The organism is Mesorhizobium sp. M7A.F.Ca.CA.004.06.1.1 (genome assembly GCF_003999135.1).
Classification (GTDB): domain Bacteria; phylum Pseudomonadota; class Alphaproteobacteria; order Rhizobiales; family Rhizobiaceae; genus Mesorhizobium.
In genome coordinates this window covers 1-15,978 of the sequence record NZ_RZPQ01000056.1, presented here as the reverse complement: position 1 = coordinate 15,978, position 15,978 = coordinate 1, and the positions used below count along the sequence as shown (strand labels likewise).

19 protein-coding genes are annotated in these 15,978 nt (G+C 64.8%); 9 read left to right on the top strand and 10 right to left on the bottom strand.

The features are described 5' to 3' along the window. Positions 1 to 360: helix-turn-helix transcriptional regulator (locus EN906_RS06195; protein ID WP_164777113.1), on the top strand; the 360-nt coding region annotated here is incomplete at its 5' end. A gap of 239 nt (positions 361 to 599) precedes the next feature. On the opposite strand, the gene EN906_RS06190 is transcribed toward EN906_RS06195, so the two are convergent. Beyond that, on the bottom strand, positions 600 to 902 hold the full coding sequence (locus tag EN906_RS06190) for a hypothetical protein (RefSeq protein ID WP_127268738.1): 303 nt from the start codon (positions 900 to 902) through the stop codon (positions 600 to 602). A gap of 185 nt (positions 903 to 1,087) precedes the next feature. On the opposite strand from EN906_RS06190, the gene EN906_RS06185 reads away from it, so the two are divergent. Then, positions 1,088 to 1,456 carry a hypothetical protein gene (locus EN906_RS06185; protein WP_127268737.1) on the top strand — a complete coding sequence of 123 codons (369 nt, stop codon included), beginning with the start codon at positions 1,088 to 1,090 and terminating at the stop codon, positions 1,454 to 1,456. A 276-nt stretch (positions 1,457 to 1,732) separates the two neighbouring features. Here EN906_RS06185 and EN906_RS37200 read toward each other — a convergent pair whose 3' ends face one another. The 4 genes from EN906_RS37200 to EN906_RS06165 all read right to left on the bottom strand — a co-directional run bounded on the left by EN906_RS37200 (position 1,733) and on the right by EN906_RS06165 (position 5,659). Beyond that, positions 1,733 to 1,897 carry a hypothetical protein gene (locus tag EN906_RS37200; protein ID WP_164748889.1) on the bottom strand — a complete coding sequence of 55 codons (165 nt, stop codon included), beginning with the start codon at positions 1,895 to 1,897 and terminating at the stop codon, positions 1,733 to 1,735. A 110-nt stretch (positions 1,898 to 2,007) separates the two neighbouring features. Continuing rightward, entirely contained in the window at positions 2,008 to 3,024 is a 1,017-nt protein-coding gene (locus EN906_RS06175; protein ID WP_027035281.1) for an ABC transporter permease, read from the bottom strand. After that, complete coding sequence (locus EN906_RS06170; protein WP_127272662.1) at positions 3,021 to 4,589, bottom strand: sugar ABC transporter ATP-binding protein; 1,569 nt, start codon at positions 4,587 to 4,589, stop codon at positions 3,021 to 3,023. The genes EN906_RS06175 and EN906_RS06170 overlap by 4 nt, the downstream gene beginning before the upstream one ends. Positions 4,590 to 4,711: 122 nt before the next feature. Next, positions 4,712 to 5,659, bottom strand: a complete 948-nt coding sequence (locus EN906_RS06165) for a substrate-binding domain-containing protein (RefSeq protein ID WP_127267205.1) — start codon at positions 5,657 to 5,659, stop codon at positions 4,712 to 4,714. A 350-nt stretch (positions 5,660 to 6,009) separates the two neighbouring features. On the opposite strand from EN906_RS06165, the gene EN906_RS06160 reads away from it, so the two are divergent. Beyond that, positions 6,010 to 6,711 (top strand): RibD family protein, encoded by a 702-nt coding sequence (locus tag EN906_RS06160; protein ID WP_127267206.1) that lies wholly within the window; start codon positions 6,010 to 6,012, stop codon positions 6,709 to 6,711. Positions 6,712 to 6,946: 235 nt separating this feature from the next. Here EN906_RS06160 and EN906_RS06155 read toward each other — a convergent pair whose 3' ends face one another. After that, positions 6,947 to 7,831, bottom strand: a complete 885-nt coding sequence (locus EN906_RS06155; protein ID WP_127267207.1) for an SDR family oxidoreductase — start codon at positions 7,829 to 7,831, stop codon at positions 6,947 to 6,949. 90 nt (positions 7,832 to 7,921) lie between these two features. Between EN906_RS06155 and EN906_RS06150 the strand changes: the two genes are divergently transcribed. Continuing rightward, on the top strand, positions 7,922 to 8,755 hold the full coding sequence (locus EN906_RS06150; RefSeq protein WP_164748891.1) for a helix-turn-helix transcriptional regulator: 834 nt from the start codon (positions 7,922 to 7,924) through the stop codon (positions 8,753 to 8,755). Between the two features lie 35 nt (positions 8,756 to 8,790). Here the strand turns inward: EN906_RS06150 and EN906_RS06145 are convergent, their stop codons facing one another. The 3 genes from EN906_RS06145 to EN906_RS06135 all read right to left on the bottom strand — a co-directional run bounded on the left by EN906_RS06145 (position 8,791) and on the right by EN906_RS06135 (position 11,331). Continuing rightward, entirely contained in the window at positions 8,791 to 9,237 is a 447-nt protein-coding gene (locus EN906_RS06145; RefSeq protein WP_127267209.1) for an SRPBCC domain-containing protein, read from the bottom strand. Then, positions 9,234 to 10,019 (bottom strand): IclR family transcriptional regulator, encoded by a 786-nt coding sequence (locus EN906_RS06140; RefSeq protein ID WP_127267210.1) that lies wholly within the window; start codon positions 10,017 to 10,019, stop codon positions 9,234 to 9,236. Before EN906_RS06140 ends, EN906_RS06145 begins: the two co-directional genes overlap by 4 nt. A gap of 103 nt (positions 10,020 to 10,122) precedes the next feature. Continuing rightward, positions 10,123 to 11,331 (bottom strand): adenosylhomocysteinase, encoded by a 1,209-nt coding sequence (locus EN906_RS06135; protein ID WP_127267211.1) that lies wholly within the window; start codon positions 11,329 to 11,331, stop codon positions 10,123 to 10,125. Between the two features lie 166 nt (positions 11,332 to 11,497). Here EN906_RS06135 and EN906_RS06130 point away from each other — a divergent pair, with 166 nt between their 5' ends. The 4 genes from EN906_RS06130 to EN906_RS06115 all read left to right on the top strand — a co-directional run bounded on the left by EN906_RS06130 (position 11,498) and on the right by EN906_RS06115 (position 14,842). Then, positions 11,498 to 12,877, top strand: a complete 1,380-nt coding sequence (locus tag EN906_RS06130; RefSeq protein ID WP_127267212.1) for a sodium:solute symporter family protein — start codon at positions 11,498 to 11,500, stop codon at positions 12,875 to 12,877. Positions 12,878 to 12,959: 82 nt separating this feature from the next. Further along, a complete protein-coding gene (locus EN906_RS06125; protein ID WP_164748890.1) occupies positions 12,960 to 13,403 on the top strand; it encodes a cytidine deaminase in 444 nt (147 codons plus the stop codon). Positions 13,404 to 13,536: 133 nt separating this feature from the next. Next, positions 13,537 to 14,322, top strand: coding sequence for a pseudouridine synthase (locus tag EN906_RS06120; protein WP_236382725.1), 786 nt, complete (start codon positions 13,537 to 13,539; stop codon positions 14,320 to 14,322). A gap of 118 nt (positions 14,323 to 14,440) precedes the next feature. Continuing rightward, positions 14,441 to 14,842: a VOC family protein gene (locus EN906_RS06115; RefSeq protein ID WP_127267214.1), complete on the top strand. Its 402-nt coding sequence runs from the start codon at positions 14,441 to 14,443 to the stop codon at positions 14,840 to 14,842. 31 nt (positions 14,843 to 14,873) lie between these two features. On the opposite strand, the gene EN906_RS06110 is transcribed toward EN906_RS06115, so the two are convergent. Beyond that, complete coding sequence (locus EN906_RS06110; RefSeq protein WP_127267215.1) at positions 14,874 to 15,455, bottom strand: histidine phosphatase family protein; 582 nt, start codon at positions 15,453 to 15,455, stop codon at positions 14,874 to 14,876. A gap of 207 nt (positions 15,456 to 15,662) precedes the next feature. Between EN906_RS06110 and EN906_RS06105 the strand changes: the two genes are divergently transcribed. Then, the coding region (locus tag EN906_RS06105; RefSeq protein WP_164777112.1) for a universal stress protein at positions 15,663 to 15,978 on the top strand (316 nt) is incomplete at its 3' end.

Below are 15,978 nucleotides of genomic sequence, written 5' to 3'. Positions count from 1 at the left end.
GGCGATTTCACCTTCAACGGCGAGCCGGCGGGTTACGTCCAGCGCCCGCCGGGGGTGCGCAACCTGCCGAAGGTGTTCGCCCTGCACGTGCTCTCGGATTCCATGGTGCCGCGTTATGAGCCCGGCGACCTGATCTATTGCGGCGGCCGCGACGCGGTGCCCGGCGACCATGTGGTGATCGAGACCTTCCCCGAGGAAAACGAGCGCAACGGCAAGGCCTTCATCAAGAAGCTGGTCAAGCGCACGGCGGGCGAGCTGGTGGTCGAGCAGTACAATCCGCCGAAGACGCTGACCTTCAACCGCTACGCCATCAAACATGTCTGGCGCGTGATTCCGCTGAAGGAATTGCTGGGGTATTGAGGAGCGCTTCTTGCCTTCTCCCCTTGCGGGGTGAAAGGCGGTCCGCACAGCGGACGAAAAGCCAATTGCTTGGCTTTTCGAGCCTTGAACGCCCTGAGCTTGCGAAGGGCCGGGTAGCGCAGGATCCACCTGCCGGGTCCCCGCTGCTTCGCAGCGTCCCGGCGTTCGCTGGCCTTTGATCGTGCCACTGGCACGATCAATTCACTCACGCGAACCGGCCGTTCACCCTTCGACAAGACTCAAGCCCGCCTCGCTCCCTCCAGCGGCACCTCGCGATCGCTCAGCATCTGCGCTTCGCTGCGCACGCGCTGGCGCTCGTCGATGAAGGCCGCCTGGATCGTAACGGTCGCTCCTGGCAGTCCGTCGGCACGGCAGGCCGCGCAGACGATGCGGCCCGACAGAGCGGCAAGCGGCGTGTTCCCCGTCACGCCGAACCGCTTCAGCTGATCGGGTCGCCACCAACGGTTGCGGCCGCAATCCGCGCACTCGACCGAGATCGAGGCGACATGCGCGATTGTTGGTTCCCTGCCCGGCAATGCCATCGCCCCTGCCTCATCGTTGTTCCTGATTTGTTCGCATATTCCTGTGTTTTGCGCCGGGAGTCGAGTCGCAGTTTTCAAACTTTCCCCGAAGTTTTTCTTCTAGTGCAATTTGAGTTATGCTTTCATATATATGAAAATGTGAGTCAGACACGAACCTGCCCACTGCATCAGACCCGGGAGCGATAATGGACGCTTTTGCCACCGATTTTGCCCGTTCCTGCGGTTACGCCGGCGACAGCCTGGCCCTGCTTGAAGCCTTCGAAGCCATCCGCCGAAACGGCATCGCCCACGCCCGTCAGGATCACGTCAGGCGCAAGGCAGTGATCGACGAGTTGAAACCGTCGGAGGCGCTGTTCCTGGCCGCGATTGGCCCGGCGCTCTCGGCGGAAGAGGCCATTGAGGACGCCGCCCGCTTCATAGCCTGCTGGCGCAACATACCGCGCTGGCGCCAGGAGCGGCGCTTGCCCGACCTGGTCAGGGCCAAGCAACAACGGCTGGTGGCACGGTATTTTCGTCGCCATGGCCATCTTCTATGGGCGCGCGAAGCAGCGTGAGGCTGGACCAGCCATTTGCGGGTTCCATCGGCAATTTTTTCTTTCTAGACTGCGCAGGGGTGGCTGATCGTCGACGTGCATAGTTTGGGATGTTCAAGACTGCCCGCTCAAGATTTCAAACCTGGATAACGGCCGGCGCGGGAACCATCGCCGCCCTGCTTGTCGCCGGCCTGATGGGGGCCTTCGGCGCCCTGCCCGCCCACGCCCCGCCGCAATTGCCGTCCGATGCCGCCATCGACGCCGGGCGCTGGCGGGTCCAGCCGATGCGCGCCTATGTCAGCCGCGCCCGGCGAAGTGATTGGCCAGCGCCACCTTCGCCGCGAGCTGCATGAGGAGATCGCCGACCAGCACGCCGGCCAGCACGAGTGCCATGAGTTGCGGCCAGAACCGCCGCAGCAGCGAAAAACCTAGGGTGATCGGTCTGATAATATCGGCAAACATGAGGTTCTCTCACGATGCCACCCGCCAAAACCTTTCTAGCAAAGGACGGCTGTTTTGCAAGAAAGGGGGCTCCCCTTCTCCCCTTGTGGGAGAAGGGACAACCGTCCCCCTCACCTTCTCACCCGCGATTTCAGCCACCGGTCGAACGCCACCGCCAGGATCAGGATGAGCCCGATGACGATGCTTTGCGTATAGGACGAGACGTTGTTGAACTGCAGCCCGTTCTGCAGCACGCCGATGAGCGCCGCGCCGACCACCGTACCGCCGACCGAGCCGATGCCGCCGAACAGCGAGGTGCCGCCGATGACGACGGCCGAAATGACCGTCAGCTCGTAGCCGATACCGGCGACCGCTTCCGAGGAATTCAGCCGCGCCGACAGCACGAAGGCCGCGAGGCCGGCGAAGAAGCCGACGATGACATAAACCGAGACCAGAATACGGTCGACGCGCAGGCCCGACAGCCTTGCCGCCTCGGCATTGCCGCCGACGGCGTAGACAGCGCGCCCGTAGCGCGTGTAGCGCAGCACGATATGGCACAGGATGGCGGCCGCGGCGAAGATCAGCGCCGGCACCGGCACGGGGCCGATCAGCCCGGTGCCGAACCAGCGCATCGAGGCGTCGAAGCCCGAGATCGGGCCGCCGTTTGAGATGGTCAGCGTCAGCCCGCGAAACACCGTCAGCCCGCCCAGCGTAACGACGAAGGGCGGCACTTTCAGCCGGGTGATGACAAGCCCTTGCACCCCGCCGGCAGCAGCGCCCACAACGACGGCGGCCAAGAGTGCTGCGAACCAGCCGAATCCTTGCGTGCCGCTCGTCGACAGCGACAGCGTGTTGGCGGAGCCACCCTTGGCGACCACGGCGGCGACCATACCGCAGAAGGCGAGCAGCGAACCGACCGACAGGTCGATGCCGGCGGTGAGGATGACGAAGGTCATGCCGAGCGCGATCAGCCCGGTGATCGAGATCTGCCTTGTGATGTTGAACAGGTTGATCGGGTCCATGAAGCTCGGCTTCAGCACGGTGAAGACGATGATCAGCGCCACCAGGAACAGCAGCGGCCCGAAGCTCATCAAAAGCCGCGCGAAGTTGATGCCGCCGCGCTGATCCTGTTCCCCCGCCACGCTCATAGTGTCTCCTTGCGGTCGAGTGCCATCAGTTCCATCAGTCTTTCCTCGTTTGCCTCGACGCCCGGCATCTGGCCGGTGATGCGGCCCCGGCGCATGGTGACGATGCGGTCCGACACTGCAAGCACCTCGGGCAGCTCGGACGAAATCATCATCACCGCAATGCCGCGCGCCGCAAGCTGCACCAGGATCTGGTGCACCTCGGTCTTGGCGCCGACATCGACGCCGCGCGTCGGCTCGTCGACGATCAGCACTTTCGGATCGCGCGCCAGCCAGCGCGCCAGGATCACCTTCTGCTGGTTGCCGCCCGACAGGCCTTCGATAGCCTGCTCGGCCGAAGCCATGCGGATCGACAGCATTTTGCGAAACCCGGACAGCGCATCGCGCTCGCGCCGCTCGGCCATGAAGCCGAAACCGTTGCTGAAGCTGCCCAGCGAAGCGATGGAGAAATTCGGCAGGATGCCCAGCGCGGCAAAGATCGCCTGGTGCTTGCGGTCCTCCGGCAGCAGGCCGATGCCGAGCGCAATGGCGTCTGCGGGCGATGCCGGGGCGATCGGCTTGCCATCGAGCGTGATGGTGCCGGCCGCGATACGGTCGGCGCCGAAGATGGCGCGCGCCAGCTCGGTGCGGCCCGACCCGACAAGCCCGGCAACGCCGAGGATTTCACCGGCCTTGAGGTCGATGTCGACGCCGTCGAGCACGATGGCGTGCGGCGCTTCGGGATCGCGCACGGTGCGCAGGCCGCGCACCGACAGCACGACATCGCCGGCCACCGCGCGTTGCGCCGGCCGGGCGTAGAGCTCGGACGCCGCGCGGCCAACCATCTTCTCGATGATTTTGGGCAGGGCGATCGGTCCACCCTCACGGTCGAGATGCCCGGCCAGCCGCCCATCGCGCAGCACCGTCATGCGGTCGCAGATGGCGGAGGCTTCCTCCAGCCGGTGGGTGACGAACATGATGGCGACCTTGTCCTTGCGCAGCCGGTCCATGATCGACAGCAACCGCTGCACCTCGGTCTCGGTCAGCGCCGAGGTCGGTTCGTCCATGATGATCAGCCGGCTTTTCAGCGACAGGGCGCGGGCAATCTCGACCAGTTGCTGTTCGGCCACCGACAGCGCCGACACCGGCGTCATCGGATCGATGGAGAGGCCGACGCGGGCGACGATCGTGCGGGAGTCCTGCTCCATCCGCCTCCAGCTGACCAGCCCGAGCGGACCGGTCGGCGCGCGGCCGATAAAGATGTTTTCCGCCACCGTCAGCGTCGGGATCAGGCTGAGCTCCTGGTAGATGGTGACGATGCCGAGCCGCTTGGCATCCTGCGGGCTGGATGGATGATAATCGGCACCGTCGAAAGTGATGCGGCCGCCCGACGGCGGCATGACGCCCGAGAGGATTTTCAAGAGCGTCGACTTGCCGGCCCCGTTTTCGCCGAGCAGGCCGAGGATCTCGCCGGGGCGGATATCGAGCGAGACGTCGCTGAGCGCGGTGACGCCCGAGAAATGCTTGGTGATGCCTTCGACGGCAAGCAGGATGGGTTCGGACGATGCGGCTTCAGCGGCTGGCGGCAAGGGTGGCTCCTTCCATGCAGTTGATGTCGCCTGTCAGCGCTTGAACGCCCCCCTCTGTCCGGCAGGACAGAGGGGAGCGCTGTCCCGCCGGCTTTGCCAATCGGCCGATCCCCGCCAAACCCCTACTTCGTCTCGCCAATCCGCTCCGCCTTGTCGAGATTGTCCTTGCCTATGACGATCGGCGTCAGCAGCACCAGCTTCTCCTTCGGCTCGGTCTTGTCCTTGGCAAAGGCCACCGCGATGCGCACCGCGGTGCGCGACTGCTCGCCGGGAAACTGCTCGACGGTGCCCGCAAGCTTGCCGTCGCGCACCGCGACCAGCGCTTCCGGCAGCGCGTCGAAACCGTAGATCTTGACGTCGGTGAAGTTGCGCGCCGCACAGGCCTCCAAGGCGCCGAGCGCCATGTCGTCATTGGCGCAGACGATGGCGTCCGGCTTGCCGTTGGCGGCAAGGCCGGCTTCGGTCACCGACAGCGCTTCGGCGCGGGCGAAGTTGGCGGTCTGCTCGAAGACGATCTGGTACTTGTCCTTCAGCGGATCGAGCACATTGTGCACGCCCTTGTTGCGGTCGATCGCCGGACCGGCGCCGGGCTGGCCCTGCAGATGGAACAGCTTGGCGCCGTTGGGGAACGCCGCCACCACCGCGTTGGCTTCCGCCTCGCCGCCCTTGACGTTATCGGCGCCGACATGGGCGAGGATGCCCTCGACGCCGTCGACACGGCGGTCGATCGTCACCACGGGAACGCCGGCCTTGACCGCTTCCTCGATGGCCGGCGCCAGCGCATTGACGTCGAGCGGCGAGATGACGATGGCGTTGACCTTCTGCACCAAGGCCGCCTCGATGTCGGCGGTCTGCTTGGTGGCCGAGTTCTGGCCGTCGCTTTCGGTCAAATTGACGCCTTGCGTGGCGGCTTCCGCCTTGATCTCGTTCAGCATGTGCACGAAGAACGGAAAGCCGAGACTGGGCACCGAGCCAAGGATGGTGAGCTTGTCCTGCGCAAACACCGAGGGCGCGGCGACCATCATGGCGCCGAAAGCCGCGGACGACAGCAGGAATTCACGTCTGTTCATGGGATCCTCCTCCACAAGAACGCACGACCCCGAAAACCGGGATCGGTTTCAGGAAGGATCATGCGTCGGTTCAAAGTGTGGAGCATCCTCCCTGCGCCCGAAAACGCATGCCGCTCCAGCTGGCCGCCGCTGTAAAAAGAGCCTCCCACCGACGCCTGCCTGGGGATGCTAACCCAGGGTCAACCATTTGTGCAACCTCGATATAACAGAGGTGCCGGGCAATTTATCGGAATTGTCGGATTTTGGTTTGCAGCGTGGGCAACATCTCCCTGAGATGCTTGGCTTCCATTCCCTCTGCCCGGCACTACCTTGGACTGACTCGCGAAGTTTTTGTGATCTGGAGAACCCGTATGAAGCCGCAAATCGTCTGCCATATGCTCGCATCACTCGACGGCAGCCTTCATCCAAGCCGCTACACGACAAGTCCGGACGGGACCCGGGCGGAGTGGTCGAGCCTCTACGAACATATCCACAGTGATCTCGCGGCTGACGCCTGGATCGTCGGCCGCGTCACCATGGCCGAGATGAGCAAGGCCGCCGCGCACCCACCAGCCAATGTCGGCAAGGTCGACCGGCCCTATCATTTCGCGCAAATGGATGCGGGCAGTTATGCCGTGGCGCTCGATGCCTCGGGCAAGCTCCATTTTTCCAAACCCGACATCGGCGGCGACCATGTCGTGGTGCTGCTTGGGCGCGACGTCGCCGACAGCCATTTGGCCGAGCTTGCCGCTGACGGCGTGTCCTATATCGTGTCGGAAGCGGCGGACATCGATCTCGCGGCTGTGCTCGAGATGCTCGGCAGCGAACTCGGCATAAGCCGGCTGCTGCTTGAGGGCGGCGCCGGCATCAACGGTTCGTTCCTTGCGGCCGGGCTCGTCGATGAACTGAGCCTTCTCGTGGCGCCCGCGATCGATGGACGCGCCGCCAACCAGGCCTTCGTCGAGTTCGGCGAGAGCGGCCTGGCGGGCAAGATGCAGTTGTCCCTGATGAGCTGCGAGGCCTTGGCGCATGGGCTCGTCCATCTGCGCTACGCGGTCAGCCCTGGAGCATGATCCCGAAAAGTCGTCATCCTGGGGCGGAGCAAGGAGCGAAGCGACGCAGCGCAGACCCCGGGATCCATGCCGGGACTCGGAAGCCCCGCAGCGGTGCAGAATTCTGCTCCGCTGCACCCTATGATTAAGGTCGCGGCATGGATCCCAGGGTCTCCGCGACGGAGCTGCGCTCCTGCTTCGCCCAGGGATGACGAAGTTCAGAGACTTCGGCTCACCTCAAACGTTGCTAGGCGCATCAATACCGCATGGCGTCGAGATCGGCGATCAGCGTCGGGCCGGTCGGATGCCAGCCCAATCGTGCCTGTGTCAGCGCGCTGGAGGCCGGCAGATCCATCGGCGCGAACATTGCCATCCAGCCGAAATGCTCCGCCGCTCTTTCCGGCGCGATGGAGACGACCGGCAATTTCAGGCCCCGGCCAAGCGCCTCGGCGATGGCCCGCACCTCGACGCCTTCCTCGCCGACCGCGTGATAGCGTGCTCCCGGTTGCCGCTTTTCCACGGCCAGCCGGTAAAGCCGCGCCGCATCGAGGAGATGGCCCGCGGAGAAGCGGTTGCGGCCTTCGCCGACATAGGCCGAGACGCCCCTTTCACGCGCGATCTCGATGAGCGGCGAGATAAGCCCTTGCTTGACCGGATTGTGGACCTGCGGCAGCCGCACCACCGACAGATTGATGCCGTTTTCCAGAAGCGCATTGCCGGCCAGCTCGGAGGCTATGCGCGGATTGGGGTGGCTGGCATTGAAGACGTCCTCAATCGCCAGTTCGCCATGCCCAGGGCTGCCCATGCCGACGCCGGAGGTGATCACCAGCGGCCGGTCGGAGCCGGCCAGGGCGGCGCCGAGAGCGGCGATGACGCGCTTGTCCTTTTCGCAATTCTCGGCAAACCGCGAGAAATCATGGTCGAACGCCGTATGGATCACAGCCTCCGCCTTCGCCGCGCCGTCGCGCAGCCCCTCGGGATCTTCGAGGGTGCCCCGATGCACCTCGGCGCCTGCCGCGACCAGCGCCTCGGCGCCGGCGTCGGAGCGGGTCACGCCGACCACCTGGTGGCCCGCCTTGATGAGTTCGGGAACGATCGCCGAACCGATGAAACCGGTCGCGCCGGTGAGAAAGATACGCATGCAAAATCTCCTGCACAGTTGCCTGCGTAATATTGCTGGTCTATTATTCTATTAAAGTAGTGATCTTATCATGGTATAATGGCTAACAGGATGCCCTCCAATTCCGCCGGCTCGCTGGCAGCGTTCCTCAAAGACCGGCGCACGCGGCTCGATCCGGCTTCCTTCGGCTTTTCGGGCCGCCGACGCACGCCGGGACTGCGCCGGGAAGAGGTCGCCCAACGCGCCAACATCAGCCCGACCTGGTACACATGGCTGGAGCAGGGCCGCGGCGGCGCACCCTCGGCCGATGTCCTCAATCGCATCGCCAAGGGGCTACTGCTGACCGAGGCGGAGCGCGAACATCTTTTCATGCTGGGGCTCGGGCGCCCGCCCGAGGTCCGCTACACCGGTGCCGAGGGTGTCAGCCCACGGCTGCAGCGCCTCATCGACACGCTCGATGCCAGCCCCGCCATAGTCAGGACCGCTACGTGGGACGTCGTTGCCTGGAACCGCGCCGCGCGGGTCGTGCTGACCGACTACAGCGCCCTGCCCGAGGGCGAGCGCAACATCCTGCGCTTCATGTTCCTCAGTCCCCATATCCGCGCCAGGCAGCACGACTGGCAAAACCTGGCCCGTTTCGTGGTCGGCTCGTTTCGTGCCGATGCGGCCCGCGCCGGCGCGGTCTCCGAGGTGCGCGAACTCGTCGACGAGCTTTGCAGCGCCAGCCCCGAGTTTGCCGCCCTGTGGCGGGCAAACGACGTGCTCAGCCACGGCGACGGGACAAAGCGCCTGAAGCACCCGGAACTCGGCGATATCGAACTGGAATATTCGGGCTTCGCGGTCGACGGCCGGCCGGATTTGAGCCTGACCGTCTACAACCCGGTCGACAGCGCCGTCGCCGACCGCATCCGCGCGCTGGCTCTCGCCCGACACCCCAAAGAGTAAGGGCGGGACGACCGTCCGCGGGGAGACGCCCGCCCTCAAACGCGCTCGCAGACCGCCTTCAGGATCTGCAAGGTCGGCCCCCAGTAGAGATTGGCATGCGGACGGATCGCCGGTTCGGCAAAATCGCTGAGCGTCAGCGTCAGCAGCGTTCCCTCATCCGCTGGCGCCAGATCGAAGCTGACCACCGTGTGGTTTTCGGGCACGTCCGCCAGACGCGGGGCCGACAACGTGCTCCAGTAGCTGTAGGCGAAGCTCCTTCCCGGCTCAAAAGCGCGGATGGTGCCATGGTTCTCGAACGGCATTCCGTGCAGCAATCCGCGCATCACGATCGCGCCGCCGGCCTGTCCTTGCAGGCTGACGGTCAACTCCTCGTCGGACATCCATTGCGGGATCATTTCTGGCGTCGTCAGTATCCGCCAGACCTTGGCCGGCTCGGCACCGATGACGACGGTCTTGGTTATCGGCGCGAACGAAGCGGTCACGAGGCCTCGCTTTGGCCTAATGGCTCGGGCGCCAGCACCAGCCGGATCTCCTGCGCCGCCTGCGCGGCATGGTGGCGCACGGTGGCAAGGTCGAGCATGCTGTAGGTGGTCGCCACATAGGGCACGGTCAGCGCGGCGACGGAGTGGCCGAACGGCCCGATGACCGGAAAGGCAAGATCGATGACACCCGGCTGCAGCCCGTCCGCCACCTCTTCATGGCCGGCGGTACGGATGCGGCCAAGCGCACGCTCCACCTCGGCCTTTTCGTCAAGAACACCAGAGACTTGCAGCCATTGGTTGACTCTATCCTGCGGCTGGAACGCCATCAGCGTGCGGCCCGTGGCGGTGGCAAACAGCGGGAACTCGGCGCCGACGCGGACGCGGAAGCCGAAGGCCGCCGGGCTTTCCACTTGCGCCAGGATCAGTACCCTTCCGGCATTGTGGACGCCGAGATTGCAGGACTGCTGGATGGAGTCGGACAGCCGCCGCATCGACGGCAGCGCTGCCTGGACGAGGCCGCGCAGCGGCTCATGCCGGTGCGCCAGCTCGAACATGCGGGTCGACAGGAAATAGAGCCCGGCCGGGCGATCGCGAAAGATATAGCCGCGCCGTTCCAGCGCCTGCAGCACGCGGTAGATCTGGTGGATCGAGCGGCCGACCGCCTCGGCAATCTGGCCCTGGTTCAGCCCGTCCTTCTGCTCAGCCAAGAGCTCGATGACGTCGAACGCCTTTTCCAGGGCCGGTACCGAATAGTCCGGCGCTTCCGCAGTCTTGCCAGCCATGCCCCACAATCCTTCCCGGACCAAGCAATTCCAGGAAAAGTGTGAAACGGTTTCCGGCAGGAATTGCGTCAAAACAGAGAGATAGAATCAGGAGCTACTATAGTTACAAGGCAGCCCCCATCGTAGCCATCATCAGCCTGGCGATGCGTTGGTTGATGTCGTCGGGCACCGGCTGCGCGCCTGGCGCCGGTCTTTCGCCGGTAGCGCCCTTCACCACCCGCTCCAGCGACAGCGCCTGCAGCATGAAGCCGATGTCCATGGATTCGATCGAATTGCCCTTCGGTTCGCTGCCGGCAAGGTTGAACATGCGCCCGTCGGCGACCAGGATGACATGCCGGCCATTGGCAAGGTCGAGACGCTGCAAGGTGCCGTCGAGATCGGTGCTACCGGTCGTCATGGCACGCATGCCCTCGGTGTCGATCTCCCACGGAAAATGCCCTGAGTTGGCAAGCACCGCACCATCTTGCATGGCGGCAATCGCGCTGGCCGGCAGCACGCCGGCGCGTCCCGTGGCGGTGATGAACACCTGCGCCCATGGTGCCAGATCCGCCAGCGGCGCCACCCGGTAGCCGTCGAGGGCGGCTTCCAGCGCCTTGATCTCGTCGACCTCGACGACCGCCACGCGGCCGCCCAGCGCCCGCAGGTACTGCGCGATGCCGCGCCCGCACCAGCCATAGCCGATAACGCAGAAGCGCCGGCCGGGGATCATCAGATTGGTGATGCGCATGAAGCTTTCGACAACCGACTGGCCGACCGCGTGCTTGTTCTCGCCGATCGCCTTCAGTGGGCTGTCGTTGATGACGATCGACGGAAACGGCACCTTGCCGGCCAGTTCGCCGCGCAGCCGGTCGCCGCCGGACGTCGTCTCCTCGGTGCCGCCGAGAATGGAGGCCGCCCAGCCGCGTTCGATGATGCCGGCGGCAAGGTCGGCGCCATTGTCGAGCAGCATGTCGGGCTTGGCATCCAGTACCCGCGCCAGATTGGCGTGATGGTCGGCCAGCGTGTCGGCGCGGCTGCCGAACACGCCGATGCCCTGGCTTTGCAGGAAGGCGACGACATCGTCCTGCGTCGAGCCATGATTGCCGGTGCCGACGATCTCGGCCCCGCCTTCGGCGAGCACCTCGAGCAGCACCGCAGTCTTCGGCTCGACATGCAGCGACACGCCGATGCGCCGGCCGGCGAAGGGTTGGGTTTCGCGGAACTCCGAGCGCAGGGTGGCGAGCATCGCCATGCGCGAACGGATCCAGGCGATACGGGCGCGGCCGCGTTCGACCAGTTCCGGGTTTGCCAGATTTGCCTTCGCCTGGGTCATTCGCAGTCTCCGATCATGGTCCATATTCAGCACTTGCAAAAAAGTTTTTTGCATGTGACAAATCTTGCAGAGGGTCGTCAAGCCCCACCGAAAAGGGGCAACGGACAGAACGGCGCCGCACCAAGGCGTGGCGCGGCATTTGGCTTTGCACCTGAAGGGGTAGAAAATGGGAAATCTGGATATCGCGGTTGTCGCCGTATATCTCGTGGCGGTCACCGCAATCGGGCTGTTCTTCGCCCGCTCGATCAAGACCGAGGAAGACTACATCGTCGCCGGCCGGCGCATGGGGCCGCTGTGGCTGACCATTTCGGCCTTCGCCTCGTGGACCGGGCTTGCCGGCCTGTTCGGCACGCCTGAAATGGTGGTCCGCTACGGCATTTCGGGCACATGGTGGTGGTTCACCTTCCCGATCGGACTGTTGCTGATGGGCATCTTCCTGGCCAAGATCGTGCGCCAGCGCATGCATGTGACGACGCCCGACATCGTCGCGCAGGACTATCCGGGTTCGGTGCGGGTCGCCGCCTCGCTGGTCACCAGCTGGAATTACCTCGCATGGGCGGCCGCGCAGGTGTTCGGCATCTCGATGGTGTTCACGCTGTTTTCGGGGATGGACCCGACCACCGGCGCCATCGTCGCCTTCCTCGTCGTCATCGTCTATACCATGCTGGGTGGCTTCCTCGCTGTGGTGGCGACCGACGTGCTGCAGGCGGTCATCTTCCTGGTCGTCATCGGCGTGGTGGCGCCGTTGTTCGTCATCTTCGGACCGGGCGTCTCGCATGTTTATGAGGCGACCAGGGACATTCCCGGCTTCTACAATCTGTTCGCCAACGTGCCGCCTGCGACGCTATTCGTGTGGTTCCTGCTGTTGCCCGCCGGCTTCATCGACACGATCGGCTTCCAGCGCGTCTTTTCCGCCAACTCGCCGGAGACGGCGCGCAAGGGCCTGATCAACGGCTTCGTCATCATGGCCGTGTTCGGCGTCATCCTCACCTTCCTCGGCGTCGCAGCCAAGGCGCTGCTGCCGTCCGGCACCAACCCGGTCAACGCCATGCCGGACCTGATGGTGCAGCTTTTGCCGCATGGCATCATCGGCGTGCTGGTGGCCGCCTTCCTGGCGGTGGCGATGTCGACGGCCAGCACGACATTGCTGATCACCGCCACCACCCTGCAGCGCGACGTGATCTCGCGGCTGCGCCCCGACGCCAGCGACAGGGAAAGGCTGTGGACCAGCCGCATCCTGCTGCTCGTGCTCGGCCTGGTGGCGCTGGTGGTGGCGCTCAGCGTGCCCGGCATCGTCACCATCCTGATGCTCGGCTTCTCGGTCTATGTGCCGGGCCTGCTGCTGCCCGTGCTATCGGCCACGTTCGGCTGGCGCATTCCCTCCTGGTCGATGTTGGCGACCATCGTGCTGGGCGCCGGCTCGACCGCCATCCTCGTGCTGATGGGCGAACCCGGCGGCATTCCAGCCTCGCTGGTAGGCTTCTTCCTTTCGGTCGTCCCGTTCGCCGCCGGGCTCGTTACACGGCCGGAGCGGCAGGACGCTTGAGCCAGGAAAGGTCGCAAGAAAGCAAAGAGATAGCGCTCCATCCTGAATCAGTGCGGGATGGGGCATGGATGTGGAGAGACCGATGAAGAAGACCAGCTTCGACAAGCTTTCGAGTGCCGACCAGGCACTTGTCACAGCCGCCGCGCAAGCGCGCGACAAGGCCTACACGCCCTACTCCAACCACAAGGTCGGCTCGGCCGTGCGCACCTCATCTGGCCGGCTGTTCGCCGCCTGCAATGTCGAGATCGTCACCTTGCAGCAATCGGTGCATGCCGAGCGCAACGCGGTGATGCAGATGGCTGCGGCGGGCGAGCGGCAGATCGAGGCCATCGTCTGCCACGGCCCCTATTCGGGCGTGCCGTGCGCGGAATGCCGGCAAGTGATCTGGGAATTCTGCTGCGATGATCCCGACGTGAAGATCATCGGCTCCACCCTCGATGGCGAGATCGAACTGATGACCATCGGCGAGATCTATCCGAGCCCCTACGGACCGGGCACCAAAGGTATCGACCCGCGCAAATTCTGAAACCGCCGATCGGCTTCCAATGCGCGGCGGACCTGGATCAAGCTTGGCCTCGGGTTGCCGGCCCTCGCCGCATCCAGCTTGCGAAGCCGTCACCCCCCGTGGCATCTGTCTGTCATAACGGACGATCCGCAGCATGGCAGCACGACCACCCGCCGGAAAACCGCCTAACGGCAAGCCACCCGCCGGCAAACTACACACCAGCAAGCTATTGGGCGTCAGTCTCAACCGGGCACTGTCGAAGCTCGGCCTGTGCTCGCGCACGCAGGCCGAGGTGCTGATCGCCGAAGGCCGTGTGCGCATCGGCGGCAAGGTGGTGCGCAATGCAGCCCTGCGGGTCGACCTCGACCGCGACCGCATCGTCGTCGACGACAGGCCGGTGGTTGCCGAGCGCAAGGTCTATCTCATGCTCAACAAGCCGCGCGGGCTGGTCACCACCCGCGACGACCCGCAGCAGCGCGACACCGTCTATGCCTGCCTCGAAGGGCTCGACCTGCCCTTCGTCTCGCCGGTCGGCCGCCTCGACAAGGCCAGCGAAGGCCTGCTGCTGATGACCAACGACACCCGATTTGCCAACCGGCTGATGGACCCGGCTTCGCATTTGCCGAAAACCTATCACGTGCAGGTCGGCACGGTGCCGGACGCGGCGATGTTGAAGACGTTGCGCGCGGGCGTGAGCGTCGACGGCGAGATCCTGAGCGCCAGCTCGATCGAATTGCTGCGCAGCGGTGGCCGCACCGCCTGGCTGGAGATCGTGCTCGACGAAGGCCGCAACCGCCACATCCGCCGCCTGCTCGCCGCGCACGGCGTCGAGGTCCTGCGCCTCATCCGCATCGCCATCGGCCGCCTGCCGCTCGGCGACCTCGCCAAGGGCACGGCACGGCATTTGACACCGGAGGAACTGGCGCTGCTGACGGGGTAAGCAGCGCGTGCGCTGGTGCAGGCTCACAGCAATCCTTCCTGACGGAAAGCTGTCCGGAGGCCTAGCCTATAGGTCGGATGGGAGCCGGCCACGGCTTCAACGATCAGGAGCCAAAGCAATGAATTTCGTCTCTGTCCGCATCATCACTTCGGACGTTCAGCGCCTCGTGCGCTTCTACGGCGAGATCACGGGCATGCCCGTGACGGTCTACACGGAAGACTTCGCGGAACTGGCGACACCGGCCTGCACGCTGGCGATTGGCAGCACGCGCACCTTGATGCTGTTCGGCGGCGACATCGCCCGCCCCGCCGACAACCACACCGTCATCCTCGAGTTCCGCGTCGGCGACGTCGATGCTGAATTCGCCAGGCTCTCGGACCTCGTCAGGAATGTTACTGTGCAGAAGCCAACCACAATGCCCTGGGGCAATCGCTCGCTGCTGTTTCGCGACCCCGATGGCAATCTGGTGAATTTCTTCACGCCGGTGACCGCCGAAGCGATCAAGAAATTCGACAGGTAGGGCGGAAGCGGCGCCGCTGGCCAAAGCCGCCCTACTTCTGGTTCCATTTCCGGATGACCGGCTCGCTCAAATCATGCTCGTAGCCGAGCACGCTGATGCTGGCTGTTTCGAGCACAAGCAGCGCGCCGCCTTCGGGCGGCAGGCCAATCCAGCGCGCCGCCAGCACGCGCAAGAAATGCGCGCTGGAAAACACCAATATGCCGGCATTGGCCTCGCGCAGCCCGGCGATAATCCTGTCGGCCCGCGCGCCGACATCGGCCGCCATCTCGCCCTTTGGACAACCATCGCGAAACACATTCCAGCCGGGGCGCTCGGCCAGGATCTGTTTTGTCGTCAGCCCCTCATAGGCGCCGTAGTCCCATTCCTGCAGATCGTCCTTCTTGACGCTCTGCGCGTCGAAGCCGGCCAGTACACTGGTGTTGTAGGCGCGCTGCGACGGGCTCGACCATACGGCCGAAAAAGACAGCCCCTTGAGCCTATCGGCGACACCCCGCGCGGCGGCCTCGCCAACCGGGGTCAACGGCATGTCGGTGCGGCCGGTATGCTGCCCCGAAAGGCTCCATGCCGTCTCACCATGCCGGACCAGATGGATTTGGGGATACGCGTTGCTCATGGAATGCCTTTCAGTGTCGCCGGCACCTTAAGCGACGATGCGGCAAAGGGGAATCCGCTTGGTACAAAACTGCGTGGTCGCCTGGCCTTGATCGGCGGCGGGCCGGCCCTGTGATCGGCCCGAGGCCGCAACTATATCAAGGCCAGCCTCCACAAGGCTCCCGCCACCACAAGGGCACAGGCCCTTGCACAACAAGTCGAGATCGTCATGTACAAACATCTGCTCATCGCCACGGACGGATCGGAACTGGCCGACAAGGGCGTTACTCACGGCCTGACGTTGGCCAAGGGCCTCGGCGCTGCTGTCACCTTCGTCACCGTCTCGGAACCATTCCCGATCTTCGCCTTGGGGGGTGCCATGGCCGGCTATGCCGCCGGCAACGAACTGGCTGCCTACAAGGAAGAGGCGGGACGACACGCTAAGGAAGTGCTCGACAAGTGCAAGGCGTCGGCGAACGCCGTCGGCGTCTCCGCGGAGGTCGTGCATGTCGAGGACAAGCGGCCCGCCGAAGCCATCCTGGAAC